Raw genomic sequence first — 18238 nt, forward strand, 5'->3', positions numbered from 1 at the left:
GGCCCCCGGCCCCACCCCGCGAGGGCCCGCCATCATCCCACCCGGGAAAGGACGCCTACGTGCAGGACGTCAACTACTTCGACGAGCTGGTCATCAGCCTCGCGACGGCCGAGGACATCCGTAACTGGTCCTACGGCGAGGTCAAGAAGCCGGAGACCATCAACTACCGCACCCTCAAGCCGGAGAAGGAGGGCCTGTTCTGCGAGAAGATCTTCGGCCCCACCCGGGACTGGGAGTGCTACTGCGGCAAGTACAAGCGCGTGCGCTTCAAGGGGATCATCTGTGAGCGCTGCGGCGTCGAGGTGACCCGTGCCAAGGTCCGCCGCGAGCGCATGGGCCACATCGAGCTGGCCGCGCCCGTCACCCACATCTGGTACTTCAAGGGCGTCCCGTCGCGCCTGGGTTACCTGCTGGACCTGGCGCCCAAGGACCTCGACAAGATCATCTACTTCGCCGCCTACGTCATCACCGGCGTCGACACCGAGCTGCGTCACAACGAGCTCAGCACCCTCGAGGCCCAGGTCCTCGAGGAGCGCAAGATCATCGAGGACGAGCGGGACTCCGACATCGAGGCCCGCGCGCGGAAGCTCGAAGCCGATCTCGCCGAGCTCGAGGCCGAGGGTGCCAAGGCCGACCAGCGCCGCAAGGTGAAGGACGGCGGCGAGAAGGAGATGAAGAAGATCCGCGAGTCGGCCCAGCGCGAGCTGGACCGTCTCGACGAGATCTGGACCACCTTCACCAAGCTCGACGTCAACCAGATCATCGTCGACGAGGGCATCTACCGCGAGCTCGAGGACCGCTTCGGCGAGTACTTCGAGGGCGGCATGGGCGCCGAGGCGATCCAGGCGCTGCTGCTGAACTTCGACCTGGCCGCCGAGGCCGAGTCGCTGCGGGAGATCATCCGCAACGGCAAGGGTCAGAAGAAGATCCGCGCCCTGAAGCGCCTCAAGGTCGTCTCCGCGTTCCTGCAGTCGGGCAACCACCCGGCCGCGATGGTCCTCGGGGCCGTCCCGGTGATCCCACCGGAGCTGCGTCCGATGGTCCAGCTCGACGGTGGCCGCTTCGCCACCTCGGACCTCAACGACCTCTACCGTCGGGTGATCAACCGCAACAACCGCCTCAAGCGGCTGATGGATCTCGGCGCCCCCGAGATCATCGTCAACAACGAGAAGCGGATGCTGCAGGAGTCCGTCGACGCGCTGTTCGACAACGGCCGGCGTGGCCGGCCCGTCACGGGCCCGGGCAACCGCCCGCTCAAGTCGCTCTCGGATCTGCTCAAGGGCAAGCAGGGCCGGTTCCGTCAGAACCTGCTCGGCAAGCGCGTCGACTACTCCGGTCGTTCCGTGATCGTCGTGGGCCCACAGCTGCAGCTGCACCAGTGTGGTCTGCCCAAGCTGATGGCGCTCGAGCTGTTCAAGCCCTTCGTCATGAAGCGTCTGGTAGACCTCAACCACGCGCAGAACATCAAGTCCGCCAAGCGCATGGTCGAGCGTCAGCGCGACCAGGTGTGGGACGTGCTCGAAGAGGTCATCGCCGAACACCCGGTGATGCTCAACCGTGCGCCCACGCTGCACCGCCTCGGCATCCAGGCGTTCGAGCCGCAGCTCGTCGAGGGCAAGGCCATCCAGCTGCACCCGCTCGTGTGTGAGGCCTTCAACGCCGACTTCGACGGTGACCAGATGGCCGTGCACCTCCCGCTGTCCGCGGAGGCGCAGGCCGAGGCGCGCATCCTCATGCTCGCCTCGAACAACATCCTGTCGCCGGCGTCGGGTCGTCCGCTCGCCATGCCGCGTCTGGACATGGTGACCGGCCTGTACTACCTCACCCGTCTGGACGAGGGTGCGACCGGCTCGTACGTCCCGGCCTCCGAGGACACCCCCGCCGTGGGCGTGTACTCGACGCCGTCGGAGGCCATCATGGCCGTCGACCTCGGCGTGCTGGACATCCACGCCCCGATCCAGGTCCGACTGACGCACCAGCGTCCGTCGACCGACGTCGAGGCCGAGCAGTTCCCCGAGGGCTGGACGCAGGGCCAGGAGTGGCTGACCGTGACCACCCTCGGTCGCGTGATGTTCAACGAACTGCTCCCGGCGGACTACCCGTTCGTCAACGAGCAGATGCCCAAGAAGCGTCAGGCCGTCATCATCAACGACCTGGCCGAGCGCTACCCGATGATCGTCGTGGCGCAGACGGTGGACAAGCTCAAGGACACCGGTTTCTACTGGGCCACCCGCTCGGGTGTCACCATCGCCATGTCCGACGTGCTGGTCCCGCCGGCCAAAAAGGAGATCCTCGCCTCGTACGACGCGAAGGCCGCGCGCCTGGAGTCGCAGTACGACCTCGGCAAGATCACCGACGAGGAGCGCAAGTCGGACCTGGTCAAGCTCTGGCAGGAGGCCACCGACGAGATCGGTCAGGCCATGGAGGAGAACTACCCGGACTCCAACCCGATCCCGACGATCGTGAAGTCGGGCGCGGCGGGCAACATGACCCAGATCCGCTCGCTCGCGGGCATGAAGGGTCTGGTGACGCGTCCGAACGGCGAGTTCATCCCGCAGCCGATCAAGTCCTCGTTCCGCGAGGGCCTGACCGTGCTCGAGTACTTCATGAACACGCACGGCGCCCGTAAGGGTCTGGCCGACACCGCCCTGCGTACCGCCGACTCGGGTTACCTCACCCGTCGTCTCGTCGACGTCTCGCAGGACGTCATCGTGCGCGAGACCGACTGTGGGACGTCGAAGGGTGTCGAGACGACCATCGCCCGCCCGGTGATGGACGTCCACGGCAGCCCGACCGGGTCCCTCGAGCGCGACGAGCACGTCGAGACCTCGACGTTCGCCCGGACGCTCGCGGAGGACGCGCTCGACGCCGACGGCAACGTGATCGTCGCCGCGGGCACCGACCTCGGTGACCCGAACATCGAGGCGCTGATCGTCGCCGGCATCGAGAAGGTCAAGGTCCGGTCGGTCCTCACCTGCACCACCGGTACCGGCGTCTGTGCGACCTGCTACGGCCGCTCGATGGCCACCGGTCTCCTGGTGGACATCGGCGAGGCCGTCGGCATCGTCGCCGCCCAGTCGATCGGTGAGCCGGGCACCCAGCTGACGATGCGTACCTTCCACCAGGGTGGCGTCGGTGACGACATCACCGGCGGTCTCCCGCGCGTGCAGGAGCTCTTCGAGGCTCGTGTTCCAAAGGGCAAGGCGCCGATCGCCGAGGAGGCGGGCCGGATCCGTCTCGAGGAGGAGGAGCGCTTCTACACGATCACGATCGTGCCGGACAACGGTGCGGACGAGATCGTCTACGAGAAGCTGTCGAAGCGCCAAGGCCTGGCCCATATCGAGCTGGAGGACGGCTCCTCCCGCCCGATCGCGGACGGCGATCACCTCGAGCGCGGGCAGGCCCTCCTCGAGGGCCCGGCCGATCCGCACGAGGTGCTGGCCATCCTCGGCCCCAACGGTGTCCAGAAGTTCCTCGTCGACGAGGTGCAGAAGGTCTACCGTGCGCAGGGTGTGTCGATCCACGACAAGCACCTCGAGGTCATCGTCCGTCAGATGATGCGTCGAGTCGCGATCAACGACTCGAACAGCACCGAGTTCCTGCCCGGTGCGCTCGTGGAGCGTGCCGAGCTCACGGCGGAGAACCGCCGCGTGCTCACCGAGGGCGGCTCGCCGGCCTCGGCGCGTCCGGTCCTCATGGGCATCACCAAGGCCTCGCTGGCCACGGACTCGTGGCTCTCGGCTGCCTCCTTCCAGGAGACCACCCGCGTGCTCACCGACGCCGCCATCAACAAGCGGTCGGACAAGCTCGTGGGCCTCAAGGAGAACGTCATCATCGGTAAGCTCATCCCGGCGGGTACCGGTATCAACCGCTACCGGAACTCGACGGTCGAGCCCACCGAGGAGGCCCGCGCCGCCGCGTACTCCATCCCGGACTACGGCGATGGTTTCTACGGTCCCGAGGACGGGTTCGGGGACGCCACCGGCGCCTCGGTCCGCCTGGACGACCTGGGCTACTGAGCAGGCCCCACGGCGACTAACCGACCGTGGAGTGACACCGACACCGGACCCCCGAGCGCCTCTCGCGCCGGGGGTCCGGTGCGTTCGTCCGGCCGTGTGTGGGATCGGGGCGAACGTGTTCTAGACTTTCCCGATGTGCCCGTCGCGGCCCGCGACACTCGCCGACGGCGGGCCGACGACCATGAAGGAGGCGATCGACGGTGCGGATCGCGCTGCTCTCGTACCGGAGCAAGCCGCACGGCGGGGGCCAGGGCGTCTACGTCCGTCACCTCAGCCGCGAGTTGGCGGCACTCGGACACACGGTCGAGGTGTTCTCCGGTCAGCCCTACCCGGAACTCGACCCGGGCCCCACGCTCACCGAGGTCCCGAGTCTGGACCTCTACAACGACGCGAACCCGTTCCGTACCCCGCACCCGCGGGAGATCCGCGACCTCATCGACGTGCTCGAGGTGGTCACCATGTGGACCGCTGGGTTCCCGGAGCCGCGGACGTTCAGCATGCGGGCCGCGCGCACACTCCGGGAGCGTCTGGACGACTTCGACGTGGTGCACGACAACCAGTGCCTGGGATCCGGCCTGCTGGACCTGGAGAAGGCGGGTTTCCCCGTCGTGGCCACGGTGCACCACCCCATCACGCGGGATCGCGCGCTGGCCATGAAGGAGGCCCCGCTGCGCAAGAAGATCACCACGTGGCGCTGGTTCGGGTTCCTGGGCATGCAGATGCGGGTCTCCCGCAAGCTGCAGGAGATCATCACGGTCTCCAGCAACTCCGCCGATGACATCGCCACCGACTTCGGTGTCGATCCGGTTCGCATCGTCACCATCCCGCTGGGCGTGGACACCGACCGGTTCCACCATCGTCGCGTGCGCGAGCCCGGCCGCCTGGTCTGCGTGGCCAGTGCCGATCAGCCGCTCAAGGGCGTGCCGGTCCTGTTGCGCGCGCTGGCCAGGGTCCGCGAGGAGCACCCGGGCGTGCGCCTGACGCTGGTGTCCAAGCTCAAGCGCAAGGGCGAGGCTGCCAGGCTGCTCGACAAGCTGGGCCTGAGGGACGCGGTGGACCTGGTGTCCGGGGTCGACGACGACGAGCTCGCCGATCTCGTCGGGTCGGCCGAGATCGCGGTCGTGCCGAGTATGTACGAGGGATTCTCCCTGCCTGCGGTGGAGGCCATGTCCAGCGGCTGCGCTCTCGTCGCGACGCGTGCCGGCGCGCTGCCGGAGGTAGTCGGCACGGACGACTCGGCGGCCCGCCTGGTCGAGCCGGGCGACGTCGACGCGCTGGCCCGTGAGATCAGCGCGCTGCTGTCCGACCCGGCCGAGCGGCAACGCCTCTCTCAGGGCGGCCGTGCACGGGTCATGGAGCGTTACAGCTGGGCCGCCGTCGCCCGCCGGACCGTCGAGGTCTACGAGGCCGCTATCGCCCGGGTCCGCGGCGACGCGCTGCCGGACCTGACGGCCGGGCCGGTCCTCGGGCCGGATCAGACCGAGATCGACGAGCACGTCACCGATGACGTGCCCGAGGTGCTCCCGGAGTCCGGTGAGTACACCATCCGTGAGCAGGAGGACGCGCATGCTGACCGCTGATTTCGACCGTCTCGGGGTCACCCCCGGTATGCGAGCCATCGACGTGGGGGCCGGCCTCGGTCGTCACACCTTCGAGCTCTACCGGCGTGGCGCGGACGTCACGGCGTTCGACCAGAACGCCGACGAGATGCAGCAGGTCTCCGACATGCTCGCCGCCATGGAGGCCGAGGGCGAGGGGCTGCCCACCTCGAAGGGGGAGGCCGTCACCGGGGACGCGCTCAACATGCCGTACGAGGACGCGACCTTCGATCTGGTGCTCATCTCCGAGGTGCTCGAACACGTCCCGGAGGACACCAAGGCCATCGCCGAACTGGTGCGGATCCTCAAGCCGGGCGGCGTCGCCGCGGTGACCGTGCCGCGTGAGTGGCCGGAGAAGCTCTGCTGGAAGCTGTCCGACGCCTACCACTCCAACCCGGGTGGGCACTGCCGGATCTACACCGCCGAGGAGTTGGGGTTCAAGCTCCGCGCGGCGGGCCTGGAGGTCACCGGCACCGGGTTCGCCCACGCGCTGCACGCCCCGTACTGGTGGCTCAAGTGCGCGGTGGGCACGGAGAACGACGACCACCCGTTGCCGAAGGCGTACCACAAGCTGCTCGTATGGGACCTGATGAAGGGGCCCTGGATCACCCGCACCGCCGAGAAGGTGCTCAACCCGGTGATGGGCAAGTCCATCGTGTTCTACCTGCGTAAGCCCGTGGAGGCCTGATCGTCCGTGCAGACGCCCAACACCGGAGTCACCAGCCAACGTCCGGTCCCCGCCGTGCCCGGGGTCCTCGACGCCGACGCGGTCCGCGCCACCGGCGAGTGGCTCGCCTCCGTCCAGAAACCCAACGGTGAGATCCCGTGGTTCACCGGCGGTCACACCGACCCCTGGGATCACGTGGAATCGGCGATGGGCCTGTCCGTCGCGGGTCAGTGGGAGGCCGCCGAGAGGGCGTACGGGTTCCTCCGGGACACCCAGCGGGGCGACGGGTCGTGGCCGATGAAGTGGCAGGACGACCACGTCGCCGACGGTGACATCGATTCCAACTTCTGCGCGTACGTCGCGGTGGGCGTGTGGCACCACCACCTGGTGAGCGCCAGGCCCGGGTTCCTCGAGTCGATGTGGCCGATGGTGCGCCGGGCACTCGACCTGGTGCTGACCTTCCAGGGTCCCGAGGGGCAGATGTGGTGGGGCGCCGGACCCGACGGCTTCTGCGAGGAGGCGCTGGTCACCGGCTCGTCCAGCATCCACCACGCGCTGCGCTGCGGCGTCGCGATCGCCGAGGAACTCGGCGGGAGCGCGCCGGACTGGGACGCCGCCGCCGACCGGCTGGGCCATGCGCTGCGCGCCCACCCCGAGCTCTTCACACCCAAGGACGAGTTCTCCATGGACTGGTACTACCCGGTCCTGGCCGGTGTGATGGTGGGGGACCAGGCACAGGCGCGGCTCGACTCCCGGTGGGACGACTTCGTGGTGGACGGCCTGGGCATCCGCTGCGTCGACCACCGGCCGTGGGTCACCGGGGCCGAGACGTGCGAGCTGGTCCTCGCCCTGGAGGCGGCCGGGCGACACGAGCAGGCGCTCGCGCAGTTCACCAACATGCAGCACCTGCGGGACACCGACGGCTCCTACTGGACCGGACTCGTCTTCGCCGACGGCAAGCGGTGGCCGGTCGAGCTGAGCACATGGACCGCGGCCGTCATGTTGCTGGCGGCGGACGCCCTATCTCGCACCACCCCGGGCAACGAGATCTTCCGCTACGTCTCGCACCACACCATGCAGCGTCTGCAGTCCCAGCCGGGGGATCCGGCCGACTGCGTGGCGGGCGAGGTCTGCCCACCCGCCGCAGTCGTGCGCTAGTCTGTGGCGACACCGCCGCTGGACACCTGTCTGATCAGGTGTCAGGCGGCGGGTCGACGCTGCGCACGAGGGAGAACGCATGGAATTCGGACTGACCCTGTTCACCAGTGACCGGGGCATCCGGCCGACCACGGCCGCCGTGGCCGCCGAGCGGGCCGGGTTCTCCGCGTTCTACGTTCCCGAGCACACGCACATCCCGGTGCGGCGCGAGGCCGCGCACCCGGGCACCGGCGGCGCCGAGCTCCCCGATGAGCGGTACAGCCGCACCCTGGACCCGTGGGTCGCCCTCGGCGCCGCCGCGGCGGTCACGTCGACCATCCGTCTCGGGACCGCCGTGTCCATCCCGGTGGAGAGCGACCCCGTCACGTTGGCCAAGACCATCGCGTCGGTCGACCACCTCTCCGACGGGCGCACCGTGCTCGGCGTGGGGTACGGCTGGAATCTGGACGAGATGGCCGACCACAACGTGCCGCCGAAGCGTCGGCGCACCATGCTCCGCGAGTACCTCGAGGCCATGCGGGAGCTGTGGACGCGCGACGAGGCCGAGTACCACGGTGAGTTCGTGGACTTCGGTCCCAGCTGGGCCTGGCCCAAGACCGCCCGCACTCCCGGCCCGCTCACCCTCGTGGGAGCGGCCGGCACCGAGAAGAACCTCAGGTGGATCTGCCGCAGCGCCGACGGCTGGATGACCACCCCGATCTCCCAGGACATCGCCGGCAGCGTACGGACGCTGCGGGAACTGTGGGCCGAGGCAGGTCGGGAGGGCGAGCCCTACATCGTGGTCCTCGACGGGAAACCGGATCACGAGAAGATCGACGCCTACCGCGAGCTCGGCGTCCACGAGCTCGTCTACGGAACCCCGGATCGGACCGAGGACGAGGTCCTGGCCTACATCGACCGCCTCGCCGGCAAACTCGGCCTCAACGCCCTGGTCTGAGGCGGGCGGGGCCACCTGGACAGCCCCACCGGGACTCCGCACGCCGGTACCGTCAGGGTATGGACACCAGCGCGCCCGCCGCCCCCGTCGTCGTCGTCACCGGAGCCGGGGGCGGCCTCGGGGCGGCCACCACCGCGCTCTACGCCTCGCGGGGCTGGCACGTCGTGGCCGTCGACCTCCAGGCACCGCCCGGCGGTGACCGCATCACGCCCCACGCCGCGGACGTCACCGACTCCACCTCGCTCACCGCCCTGGCCGACCGGGTCCGACGCGAGCACGGTCGCCTCGACGCGCTCGTCACGTTCGCGGGCGTCCTCGGGATCGGGCCGCTGGCCGAGACCGATCCGGACCGGGTGCAGCAGGTCCTGGATGTCAACGTCATGGGCACCGTGCGCACCGTCCACGCCCTGTGGGACCTGCTCCGGGAGACCCGCGGGAGGGTGGTCCTCATCAGCTCCGAGACCGGCCCCCAGCACGGCATGCCGATGAACGGCGCCTACGCCATGAGCAAGCACGCGATCGAGGCCTACGGTGACGCGCTGCGGCGCGAGCTGATGTTCCTCGGCCTGGACGTCGTGCTCGTCCAACCGGGTCCGTTCCGCACCGGGATGACCGCCTCGATCCGGCGGCGCTTCCAGGAATCGACCGCCCCCGGTTCGCCGTTCGCCGCGATGGCCGCGGTGATGGGGGAGATGGCCGCCGGTGAGGACGACAAGGCCACCGACCCGTCCGTCCTCGCCGAGGCGGTGTGGACTGCCGGCACCACCGCGCGCTCCCGCCGCCGCTACGCCGTGCGATGGGACCTCGGCCGACGTCTCCTGGACCACCTGCCGGTGGCGGTCGTGGACAAGGCGCTCGTCCTGGCGCTGGGCGGGAAGATCAACGCCAAGACGCTGGAGCTGCGCCGCGAGGCCGTCGACGCCCGGGCCGAGATGAGCGAGGTCGTCGAATGAGCAACCTCGACCCCGACCCGCCCGAGATCGAGTGCGAGGCCGGCGGTGCGCCGGGCGGGCCCCGTTCGGAGGACGCACAACCCGGCGCGGCCGCCGTGGAGATCATCACCTCCCGCGAGGTGCCCCTGGGCGGGCCGCGGGCGATGACGGTCCGCCGGACGCTGCCGCAGCGCCAGCGCTCGCTCATCGGCGCCTTCTGCTTCGTCGACCACTACGGACCCGATGACGTCTCGGCCACCGGAGGCATGGACGTGCCCTCGCACCCGCACACCGGCCTGCAGACCGTGAGCTGGCTCTTCGAGGGCAGCGTCACCCATCACGACTCCGGGGACAACCATGCTGTGGTGCGCCCGGGGGAGGTCAACCTCATGACCTCCGGCGCAGGCATCTGCCACACCGAGGTCTCGACCCAGGACACCACCGTCCTGCACGGCGTGCAGCTGTGGACCGTGCTACCCGAGGAACACCGCGAGAGCAGCGGCCGCAGGTTCGACCACCACGTGCCCGACCCCGTCGGATTCGCCGGCGGATCGGCGCGGGTGTTCATGGGGTCGCTGCTGGGCTCGTCGTCGTCGGTCACCACCTACACCCCCCTCGTCGCCGCGGAGCTCCGGCTCGACCCCGGCGGCGAACTGCGACTGGACGTCGACCCGTCCTTCGAGCACGGGCTGCTCGTCGACTCCGGTGATCTGACCCTCGAGGGCGTCGACGTCGAGGTCAGCCATCTCGCGTACACCGGCGTCGGCGAGACCACCCTGACGATCTGCAACACCGGCACCACCGCCGGGCGGGCGGTCCTCATCGGTGGCACCCCGTTCGAGGAGGACATCATCATGTGGTGGAACTTCATCGGCCGGACCCACGACGAGATCGCGGGCTACCGCGAGCAGTGGGAGGCCGGATCGGAGCGCTTCGGACGCGTGGACGGCTACATCGGCCACGACCCGCGGGGGCTGACCCGGCTGCCCGCGCCCACCCTGCCCACCACCACCCTCAAACCGCGGGTCAACCCGGACCCGCGCGCGCAGTCGACCCCGATGTGAGAGGACACCGCAGATGACCGAGTACATTGACAAGACCGGCGCGACCGTGACCGTGGACCGAGCCGACTCCACCGAGGCGTTCGAGGTCCGGGACGCCTCCGGCGAGGTCGCCGGCCACGCCGATTTCCGCGACCACGCCGGCGAGCGCGTCTTCCACCACACCGTGGTCGACGAGCAGTTCGGTGGCCGGGGCATCGGCACCGCACTCGTGCGCGGCGCGGTGGAGGCCACGCGCGAGGAGGGGATCACCATCGTGCCGGTGTGTTCGATGGTGGAGGGTTTCCTCGGCAAGAACGCGGACGAGTTCGCCGGCGCGTACCGGGAGGCCACGGACGCCGACCGGGCGCGATTCGGCGGGGAGGGCTGACATGGGGGTTCCGCAGTTGGACCGCACCCAGCGCGAGGTCTACAAGCGGTTCGTCCGCACCGCCGTCGCCTCGCGGGAGGCCTCCGGCGAGGCCGGGCTGGAGGAGTCGCTGCTCGAACTGGTCAACGTGCGCGTCTCGCAGCTCAACGGCTGCGCGGCCTGCCTGGCCACCCACGTGCCGGCGGCCCGCAAGGCCGGGGTCTCCCAGGACCGGCTCGACCTGCTGCCCGCGTGGCGGGAGATCGACGCCTTCGGTGACCAGGAGAGGGCGGCACTACGACTGGCCGAGACGCTGACCCGGCTGGACGACGCCGAGGAACGTGCCGCCGCGATCGCAGCCGCCGCCGACCACTTCTCCGACGAGCAGCTCTCGGCGCTCGAGTGGACGATCGTGCTGATCAACGCCTTCAACCGGGTGTCGATCGCCAGCCACCACCAGCCGGCGATCGAGGACTGACCGGGCCCGGCCGCGGTGCGGGGGTGCGTGGTCAGCTGGTGGCGACCGGGCGGTCAGCGGGTGGCGACCGGCACCATCGCCGCCCGGTCGGAGCGGACGATCTCCTTGCCGAACGGGAAGCACGTGACCGGGATGAGCTTGAGGTTGGCCCACGCCAGGGGCAGGCCGATGATCGTCACGGCCTGTGCGACGGCCGTGGCGACGTGGCCGATCGCCAGCCACAGTCCGGCCACCAGGAACCAGATGACGTTGGCGACCGTGCTCACCCCGCCGGGACGGCCCCGGTCGACGACCTCCCGGCCGAACGGCCACAGCACGTAGGCGGCGATCCGGAAACTCGCGACCCCGAACGGGATCGTGATGATGAGGATGCAGGCGAGGATCCCGGCCAGCACGTAGCCGAGGAACAGCCAGATGCCCGCGGTCAGCAGCCAGATGATGTTGAGGACGAGGGTCAGCACTGCACGCATGGTGCCCACCCTATGCCGGAAGCGGAAGTGGCATCGCAGGGCTACGGTGGGCGGTGTGAGCGATAAGCCGAACGTCAAGACTCTCGGCGAGCTGCGCGCCGCCGGATACACCAGCCGCACCCTCCGGGAGGAGCTGCGCGAGAACCTGCTCGCGGCCCTGGCCGCCGGACGCGATCCGTGGCCCGGCATGCACGGCTTCGACACGACGGTGATCCCTCAGGTCGAGCGGGCGATCATCGCCGGCCACGACATCGTCCTCCTCGGCGAACGCGGTCAGGGCAAGACCCGCCTGCTGCGCACGCTCGTCGGGTTGCTGGACGAGTGGTCGCCCGTCGTGGCCGGATCCGAGTTGGGTGAGGACCCGCTCGCGCCGATCACCGGACCCACGCGCGAGCGGATCGCCCGTGAGGGCGATGCGCTGCCCGTGCAGTGGCGCCACCGTGACGAGCGCTACGTGGAGAAACTGTCCACCCCGGACACCTCCGTCGCCGACATGATCGGCGACGTCGATCCCATGAGGGTGGCCGAGGGCCGCCGACTGGGTGACCCGGAGACCATCCACTACGGGTTGGTGCCGCGTGCGAACCGCGGGATCGTGGCCCTCAACGAGCTGCCCGACCTGGCCGAGCGGATCCAGGTGGCGTTGCTCAACGTCATGGAGGAGCGGGACGTCCAGATCCGAGGCTACGTCCTGCGCCTGCCGCTGGACGTGCTGGTGGTGGCCTCGGCCAACCCGGAGGACTACACCAACCGCGGTCGGATCATCACTCCGCTCAAGGACCGGTTCGGCGCCGAGATCCGGACCCATTACCCGCTCGACCTGGCCGACGAGATCGAGGTCGTGCGGCAGGAAGCCGAGCTGACCGCCGAGGTGCCGGACCCGCTGATGGAACTGCTCGCCCGGTTCACGCGCGAGCTGCGCACCTCCGACTCGATCAACCAGGCCTCCGGCGTCTCCGCCCGCTTCGCCATCGCCGGCGCGGAGACCGTCGCGGCGGCGGCCCGACGGCGGGCGGCCGTGCGGGGTGCCGACGACCCGGGTGAGTCCGTGGCACGGCTCGTCGACGTGGACGCCGCCGTCGAGGTCCTGCGCGGCAAGATCGAGTTCGAGCCCGGCGAGGAGGGGCGCGAGACCGAGATCCTGCGGTACCTGCTGCGCATCGCCACGGTGGACGTCGTCCGCGGACTGTTCCGGGGGATCGACATGACCCCGCTGGTCGACGCGTTCGACGGGTCGGTGACCCTCACGACCGGCGCGAGCGTCACCGCCGCCGAATTCCTCGCCGCCCTGCCCGAGCTGTCCGAACCGGGGCTCTACGACGAGATCGCCGACAGGGTCCGGGCGTCCAACGTCGGCCAGCGGGCCGGCGGGATCGAACTGGCGCTGGAGGGGCTCTACCTCTCACGGCGTCTGTCCAAGGAGACCGGGGACGGCGCCGCCGTCTACGGCTGACAGCATCGGCGGCTGCCGAGCGCCGCCGGAGCAGGAGGTGCGCGATGTCGCGACCAGAGCCCCGCGCCCGCTACGGGCGCTACATCGGCGGGCCGGACCCCCTCGCGCCCCCGCTCGACCTGTCCGAGGCGCTCGACGCGGTTTCCGAGGGCGTCATGGCCGGGTACTCCCCGGAGCAGTCCATGCGGGAGTTCCTCCGCACCGGCGGCCGCGACCAGACAGGCCTCGACGAGCTGGCCGGACGCATCCAGCGTCGACGCCGCGAACTGCTGCAACGGAACCACCTGGGCGGCACCCTCGAGGAGGTCTCCCGGCTGCTCGACGAGGCGCTGCTCGCCGAGCGGGGACAGCTCGCCCGCGACACCGCCATGGATCCGATGGACCGCACCCTGCGGGAGATGACCATCGAGAACCTGCCGGACTCGCCGGCCGCCGCGGTCGGGGAACTCAAGGACTACGACTGGGCCTCGTCCGACGCCCGCGAGGCGTACCGCCGCATCCAGGACCTCATGGGCGCCGAGGTGCTCGACGCCCGATTCGCCGGGATGAAACAGGCGCTGGAGAACGCGACCGACGCCGACCGGGCGGCGGTCTCGGAGATGTTGTCGGACCTGACCGAACTGCTCGACAAGCACGCCCGCGGAGAGGACACCCCCGAGGACTTCCGTGAGTTCATGGACAAGCACTCCGACGCGTTCCCGGAGCAGCCGAAGGACGTCGAGGAGTTGATCGACACCCTCGCCGCGCGGGCGGCCGCGGCCCAGCGGATGATGCGCTCGATGACGCCGGAGCAGCGGGAGGAGCTCATGGCCCTGTCGCAGCAGGCGTTCGGTTCGCCCGAGTTGATGGAGCAGCTGGGCCGGTTGGACGGGCTGCTGCAGTCCCTGCGTCCGGGCGAGGACTGGGACGGCTCGGAGGACTTCGAGGGCTCCGAGGGGCTGGGGATGTCCGAGGGGACCGCGGCCATGGCCGAACTCGGGGACCTCGACCGGCTGGCCGAACAGCTCTCCCGGAGCGACAGGTCCCCGCTGTCCGAACTCGATCTGGAGGCGGTGGCCCGCCATCTCGGGCGCGAGGCGGCGGTGTCCGTGCAGACGCTGTCGCGGCTCGAACAACAGATGCGCGAGTCCGGGTACCTCAGTCGCCGACCGGACGGGGACCTCCGACTCTCCCCGGCCGCGCTGCGCAAACTCGGGAGATCACTGCTCCGCGACGCCGCGCAGCGGTTGTCCGGCCGGACCGGTGCGCGCGAGACCAGGCTGTCGGGGGCCGCGGGGGAGCAGACGGGGTCGAGCCGGGCCTGGGAGTTCGGTGACGTCGAGTCCTGGGACGTGCCGAGGACCGTGGGCAATGCGATCTCCCGGATCGCCGCGGAGGGGGGCGAGACGGGTGCGGGGATCCGGCTCCTGCCCGAGGACATCGAGGTCAGGGAGACCGAGGCGCGGACCCAGGCCGCCGTGGCGCTGCTGGTGGACACGTCGTTCTCCATGGCCATGGAGGGGCGGTGGGTCCCGATGAAGCGTACGGCCCTGGCCCTCCACCACCTGGTGAGTACCCGCTTCCGGCAGGACCGGCTGCAGCTCATCTCGTTCGGCCGCTTCGCCCAGACCCGGACAGTGGAGGACCTGCTCTCCCTGGACGCGCAGTACGAGGCCGGCACGAACCTGCATCATGCGCTCCTGCTCGCCGGGCGGTACTTCCGTGAGCACCCGACGATGCAGCCGGTGCTGCTCATCGTCACCGACGGCGAACCCACCGCTCACCTGCTCAGCGGCGGGGAGCCGTGGTTCGCCTACCCGCCGGACCCCGAGACCATCCGGATCACCGTCGACGAGTTGGACCGGGTCGCCCGCACCGGGGCTCAGACGACCTTCTTCCGGCTGGGCGACGACCCGGGTCTGTCCCGATTCCTGGACGCGCTCGCCCGGAGGGTCGACGGCACGGTGGTGGCGCCGGACGTCGACGACCTGGGCGCAGCCGTGGTGGGGCGGTTCCTGCACTCACGGCGCGGTCGGCCCTCGCCCGGCGACCCGTGGAGCGCCGGCGGCCGCTGGGCGGTGTGACCCACCCCGCCGCTGCCCCGCCCCGGCTCTCCGCGAACCACGAAATCCGCTACTCCGAATCGGGATCCGCTACTCGTATCGGAATAGCGGATCCGAGTTCCGGGTAGCGGATCCTTGGAGGTGCGGGTCAAGGGGCGTGCGGGGCTCAGGGCATCGGCGCGCCGATCTCGCCGGAGTCGCGGCGCAGCACGCGCAGCGAGTCCACGGCCCGGACCTCGGTGAACTGGCCCGACTCGAGCGCGCGGCAATAGATCTCGTACGGGGGACGGCCGCCGTCCTCCGGGTTCGGGAACACGTCGTGGATCAGCAGCGCCCCGCCGATCTCGACCCATGGTGCCCAGCCCTCATAGTCGGCCTGCGCCGCCTCGGAGGAGTGGCCTCCGTCGATGAAGACGAACGACGCGGGCTTGCCCCAGACGCGGGCCACCTGGGTCGACGTGCCCACCGCGGCGGTCACCACGTCATCGAGTCGGGCGTCCCACATGGTGTGGCGGAACGCGCCGAGGGTCTCCAGGCGGCCGGTGTGCGGGTCCACCAGCGAGGTGTCGTGGTATTCCCAGCCGGGCTGGTGCTCCTCGGAGCCCCGATGGTGGTCGACGGTGACGATGCTGCCGCCGGTCACGCGGGCGGCCGCGCCGAGGAACACGGTAGAGCGGCCACAGTAGGTGCCGATCTCCACTCCCACACCGTCGCCCAGGAACTCGCAGGCGATGTCGTACAGGGTGATGCCCTCCTCCAGCGGCATGAAGCCGGGGGCGGCGAGCGCTACGGCGAGCAGCGCGGGTTCGATCTCGGGTGCGGTCATGGGTTTCAACCTAGCGCCCGCCCCTCAGCTCTCGGCGCGGCGGGCGGCCTTGCGGGCACGCGCCACGTGCGGGCCCACCACGTTGCCGAGTTTGGTCCCGTTGGGCCAGCCCGCGTAGTAGCAGAGGAACACCACGATCTCCTCCAGTTCCTCGGGCGTCAGCTCGTCCTTCCCCAACGCCGCCCCCACCTGGATGTCCGCGATGTCGGTGTTGCCCTGGGCCGTCAGCGCCCCCAGGAGCAGCAACCGGCGATCGCGGTGACTCAGGCCCGGGCGGGACCAGATCCTGCCGAACAGGTGGTCCGCGGTCTCGGCGAAATAATCACCCGGCCCGTCGGACATCTCGAAGCCGTACACCTCGGTCATCATGGCCAGACCGTGCTCGCGCTCCGGGCTCATCCCGGCGTCCGCGGCGTCGCTCATCGGTTCTCCTCGTCGTCGTGGTCTCGTCCGGTCCCGCCCGCATCGCCGGACACGCCGTCGGACGCGCGGACGTCCGCGCGGCGGGCGAGCTCACCCGGCCCGACACCGAACCCGGTGCCCAGGTCGCGCAGCGCGATGGTGCCCAGGGGCAGGTCCACGCCCAGCCGGTCGGCCAGGCCCAGGGCGAGGGACAGGTCCTTCTCTCCCAGGCCACGGACGTGGGTGAACACGCCGTGCCAGAAGTCGTCGGTGGCGATCGGCGCGGTGGTGTCCCGCAGCATCACGGCCCCGGCGCCGCCGGTGATGGCGTCGGTGTGGCGGACCACCCGGCCCAGTTTCGCGATGTCGATGCCCGCGGCCTCGGCCAGCCGGGAGGCCTCGGCGGTGGCGGTGAACGAGATGAAGTGCAGGAGGTTGCGGGCCAGCTTCATCCGCGTGCCCGCACCCACCTCCCCGGCGTGCACGGGCATGCCCGCCCACAGCGCGAACACCGGCTTGCACGCCTCGTAGACCTCGCGCGGCGCACCGACCATCACGGCGAGCAGACCCGATTCCGCCCCCTGGGCGCCACCCGACACCGGCGCGTCCACCAGGTGGACGCCGGCCGCCGCACACACCTCGGCCAGCTCAACAGCCGTCGAGTCGGCGATGGTGGAGTGGACCACGATCACGGTCCCCGGTGCGGCGGTGCGCAGGATCCCCTCGGGTCCGTCGACGACGTCACGCACCTGGGCGTCGTCCAGCACCGTCACCGACACCAGGCGCGCCGTGCGGGCGACCTCGGCACCGGTGGCGGCGGCGGTGGCGCCCTCGGCGACGAACGGCTCGGTCGTCTCCGGGCGCACGTCGCACACCACGAGTCCGCCCGGCCAGGCCAGGAGGCGCTTCGCGATCGGCGCACCCATGTTGCCCAGGCCGATGAACCCGACCGGGGCGGGGGAGTCGCCGGGACCGCCGGGGCCGATCCGCAGGGCGGGCTTCTGTTCGGGGGCCGGGGCCGGGTCGCTCGTGATCGGATGCCCGCTCATGACCGGATGATCTGTCCGCCGTCGACGTTGAAGATCTGCCCGGTGATCCACGACGCCTCGTCCGACAGCAGGAACAGCAGCATCCCCACCAGGTCCTCCGGCTGACCCATGCGCTTGATGGGCAGCTTGTCGACCATCTCCTTGACGATCGACTGCGGGGTCGAGGAGCGGTTGGCCTCGGTGTCGATCGGCCCGGGAGCGATGGCGTTGATGCGGATGTTCGAGCCGCCCAGCTCGGTGGCGAGCTGCTGGGTGAGGCCGTTGACGCCGACCTTGGCCAGGCCGTAGAAGCCCGAGTACAGCCACGCCGCGGTGGAGGACTGGTTGACGATCGCGCCACCGCCGGCGGCGGCCATCTTCTCCCAGCAGGCGCGGACCATGAGCAGCTGACCGTTGAGGCTCACCGACATGAACTTCTCGTAGTAGTCCCACGGCACGGTGATGAGGAAGTCGAGCTTCATGCCGCCGAAGATCGCGGCGTTGTTGACCAGGATGTCCAGGCGGCCGAACTCCTCGACCGCGGCCTCGGCGCAGGCGTTGGCCGAGTCGGGGTCGGAGACGTCCGTGTGCTGGAAGACCGCCCGGCCGCCCGCGGCGACGATGTCCGCGGCGACGCGCTCCCCGTTCTCGGTCGACACGTCGGCGACCACCACGTTCGCGCCCTCGGCCGCGAGGACCTTGGCGTACTCCTCGCCGATGCCGCCGGCGGCTCCGGTCACGATGGCGGTCCTACCGTCGAAACGTCCCATGTCGTGTGTGTCTCTTCCTGTCGGCGTGGTGGTGTTGGGTGGGGTGAT

General features: G+C 70.3%; 16 protein-coding genes. 11 read left to right on the plus strand and 5 right to left on the minus strand.

Going from position 1 to position 18238, the window contains the following annotated elements; all coding sequences use genetic code 11:
* The first annotated feature begins 59 nt into the window (after positions 1–59).
* The 9 genes from Q2K20_RS03970 to Q2K20_RS04010 all read left to right on the plus strand — a co-directional run bounded on the left by Q2K20_RS03970 (position 60) and on the right by Q2K20_RS04010 (position 11199).
* Complete coding sequence (locus tag Q2K20_RS03970; protein ID WP_069389560.1) at positions 60–4019, plus strand: DNA-directed RNA polymerase subunit beta'; 3960 nt, start codon at positions 60–62, stop codon at positions 4017–4019.
* A 200-nt stretch (positions 4020–4219) separates the two neighbouring features.
* On the plus strand, positions 4220–5599 hold the full coding sequence (locus Q2K20_RS03975; RefSeq protein ID WP_119192179.1) for a glycosyltransferase family 4 protein: 1380 nt from the start codon (positions 4220–4222) through the stop codon (positions 5597–5599).
* A complete protein-coding gene (locus tag Q2K20_RS03980) occupies positions 5586–6305 on the plus strand; it encodes a class I SAM-dependent methyltransferase (protein ID WP_119192178.1) in 720 nt (239 codons plus the stop codon). Before Q2K20_RS03975 ends, Q2K20_RS03980 begins: the two co-directional genes overlap by 14 nt.
* 6 nt (positions 6306–6311) lie before the next feature.
* A complete protein-coding gene (locus Q2K20_RS03985; protein WP_119192177.1) occupies positions 6312–7442 on the plus strand; it encodes a prenyltransferase in 1131 nt (376 codons plus the stop codon).
* A gap of 79 nt (positions 7443–7521) precedes the next feature.
* Positions 7522–8379 (plus strand): LLM class F420-dependent oxidoreductase, encoded by an 858-nt coding sequence (locus Q2K20_RS03990; protein WP_119192176.1) that lies wholly within the window; start codon positions 7522–7524, stop codon positions 8377–8379.
* 59 nt (positions 8380–8438) lie between these two features.
* On the plus strand, positions 8439–9332 hold the full coding sequence (locus Q2K20_RS03995; protein WP_317176690.1) for an SDR family NAD(P)-dependent oxidoreductase: 894 nt from the start codon (positions 8439–8441) through the stop codon (positions 9330–9332).
* Entirely contained in the window at positions 9329–10375 is a 1047-nt protein-coding gene (locus Q2K20_RS04000) for a pirin family protein (protein WP_159149065.1), read from the plus strand. Before Q2K20_RS03995 ends, Q2K20_RS04000 begins: the two co-directional genes overlap by 4 nt.
* 13 nt (positions 10376–10388) lie before the next feature.
* A complete protein-coding gene (locus Q2K20_RS04005; protein WP_159149066.1) occupies positions 10389–10742 on the plus strand; it encodes a GNAT family N-acetyltransferase in 354 nt (117 codons plus the stop codon).
* Between the two features lies 1 nt (position 10743).
* Positions 10744–11199 (plus strand): carboxymuconolactone decarboxylase family protein, encoded by a 456-nt coding sequence (locus tag Q2K20_RS04010; protein WP_069389553.1) that lies wholly within the window; start codon positions 10744–10746, stop codon positions 11197–11199.
* Positions 11200–11252: 53 nt separating this feature from the next.
* Here the strand turns inward: Q2K20_RS04010 and Q2K20_RS04015 are convergent, their stop codons facing one another.
* Positions 11253–11669 (minus strand): YccF domain-containing protein, encoded by a 417-nt coding sequence (locus Q2K20_RS04015; RefSeq protein WP_069389572.1) that lies wholly within the window; start codon positions 11667–11669, stop codon positions 11253–11255.
* Between the two features lie 46 nt (positions 11670–11715).
* Between Q2K20_RS04015 and Q2K20_RS04020 the strand changes: the two genes are divergently transcribed.
* Both Q2K20_RS04020 and Q2K20_RS04025 read left to right on the plus strand, forming a co-directional pair.
* A complete protein-coding gene (locus Q2K20_RS04020) occupies positions 11716–13122 on the plus strand; it encodes a sigma 54-interacting transcriptional regulator (RefSeq protein WP_119192173.1) in 1407 nt (468 codons plus the stop codon).
* Positions 13123–13166: 44 nt separating this feature from the next.
* A complete protein-coding gene (locus Q2K20_RS04025; protein ID WP_067716769.1) occupies positions 13167–15185 on the plus strand; it encodes a vWA domain-containing protein in 2019 nt (672 codons plus the stop codon).
* Between the two features lie 145 nt (positions 15186–15330).
* Here Q2K20_RS04025 and Q2K20_RS04030 read toward each other — a convergent pair whose 3' ends face one another.
* From Q2K20_RS04030 to Q2K20_RS04045, 4 genes are read right to left on the minus strand one after another with little or no spacing between them, the layout of a single operon-like run.
* Entirely contained in the window at positions 15331–15990 is a 660-nt protein-coding gene (locus Q2K20_RS04030; RefSeq protein WP_159149067.1) for a class I SAM-dependent methyltransferase, read from the minus strand.
* A 24-nt stretch (positions 15991–16014) separates the two neighbouring features.
* The gene (locus Q2K20_RS04035) at positions 16015–16413 is read right to left on the minus strand and encodes a carboxymuconolactone decarboxylase family protein (RefSeq protein ID WP_235027930.1); all 399 of its coding nucleotides are present in this window, start codon (positions 16411–16413) and stop codon (positions 16015–16017) included.
* Positions 16410–17441: an NAD(P)-dependent oxidoreductase gene (locus Q2K20_RS04040; RefSeq protein ID WP_269501893.1), complete on the minus strand. Its 1032-nt coding sequence runs from the start codon at positions 17439–17441 to the stop codon at positions 16410–16412. Before Q2K20_RS04040 ends, Q2K20_RS04035 begins: the two co-directional genes overlap by 4 nt.
* A complete protein-coding gene (locus Q2K20_RS04045; RefSeq protein ID WP_269501891.1) occupies positions 17438–18190 on the minus strand; it encodes an SDR family oxidoreductase in 753 nt (250 codons plus the stop codon). Before Q2K20_RS04045 ends, Q2K20_RS04040 begins: the two co-directional genes overlap by 4 nt.
* Positions 18191–18238: the final 48 nt, after the last annotated feature.

The sequence above is a fragment of the Dietzia sp. IN118 genome, assembly GCF_032905965.1.
In the GTDB taxonomy this organism is placed as follows: Bacteria; Actinomycetota; Actinomycetes; order Mycobacteriales; family Mycobacteriaceae; genus Dietzia; species Dietzia kunjamensis.

Bases quoted from the DNA above. Each gene is read 5' to 3' on its own strand.
- Q2K20_RS03980 (WP_119192178.1), top strand. From the start codon at position 5,586: ATGCTGACCGCTGATTTCGACCGTCTCGGGGTCACCCCCGGTATGCGA.
- Q2K20_RS03990 (WP_119192176.1), top strand. From the start codon at position 7,522: ATGGAATTCGGACTGACCCTGTTCACCAGTGACCGGGGCATCCGGCCG.
- Q2K20_RS03995 (WP_317176690.1), top strand. From the start codon at position 8,439: ATGGACACCAGCGCGCCCGCCGCCCCCGTCGTCGTCGTCACCGGAGCC.
- Q2K20_RS04000 (WP_159149065.1), top strand. From the start codon at position 9,329: ATGAGCAACCTCGACCCCGACCCGCCCGAGATCGAGTGCGAGGCCGGC.
- Q2K20_RS04005 (WP_159149066.1), top strand. From the start codon at position 10,389: ATGACCGAGTACATTGACAAGACCGGCGCGACCGTGACCGTGGACCGA.
- Q2K20_RS04010 (WP_069389553.1), top strand. From the start codon at position 10,744: ATGGGGGTTCCGCAGTTGGACCGCACCCAGCGCGAGGTCTACAAGCGG.
- Q2K20_RS04015 (WP_069389572.1), bottom strand. From the start codon at position 11,669: ATGCGTGCAGTGCTGACCCTCGTCCTCAACATCATCTGGCTGCTGACC.
- Q2K20_RS04025 (WP_067716769.1), top strand. From the start codon at position 13,167: ATGTCGCGACCAGAGCCCCGCGCCCGCTACGGGCGCTACATCGGCGGG.
- Q2K20_RS04030 (WP_159149067.1), bottom strand. From the start codon at position 15,990: ATGACCGCACCCGAGATCGAACCCGCGCTGCTCGCCGTAGCGCTCGCC.
- Q2K20_RS04035 (WP_235027930.1), bottom strand. From the start codon at position 16,413: ATGAGCGACGCCGCGGACGCCGGGATGAGCCCGGAGCGCGAGCACGGT.
- Q2K20_RS04040 (WP_269501893.1), bottom strand. From the start codon at position 17,441: ATGAGCGGGCATCCGATCACGAGCGACCCGGCCCCGGCCCCCGAACAG.
- Q2K20_RS04045 (WP_269501891.1), bottom strand. From the start codon at position 18,190: ATGGGACGTTTCGACGGTAGGACCGCCATCGTGACCGGAGCCGCCGGC.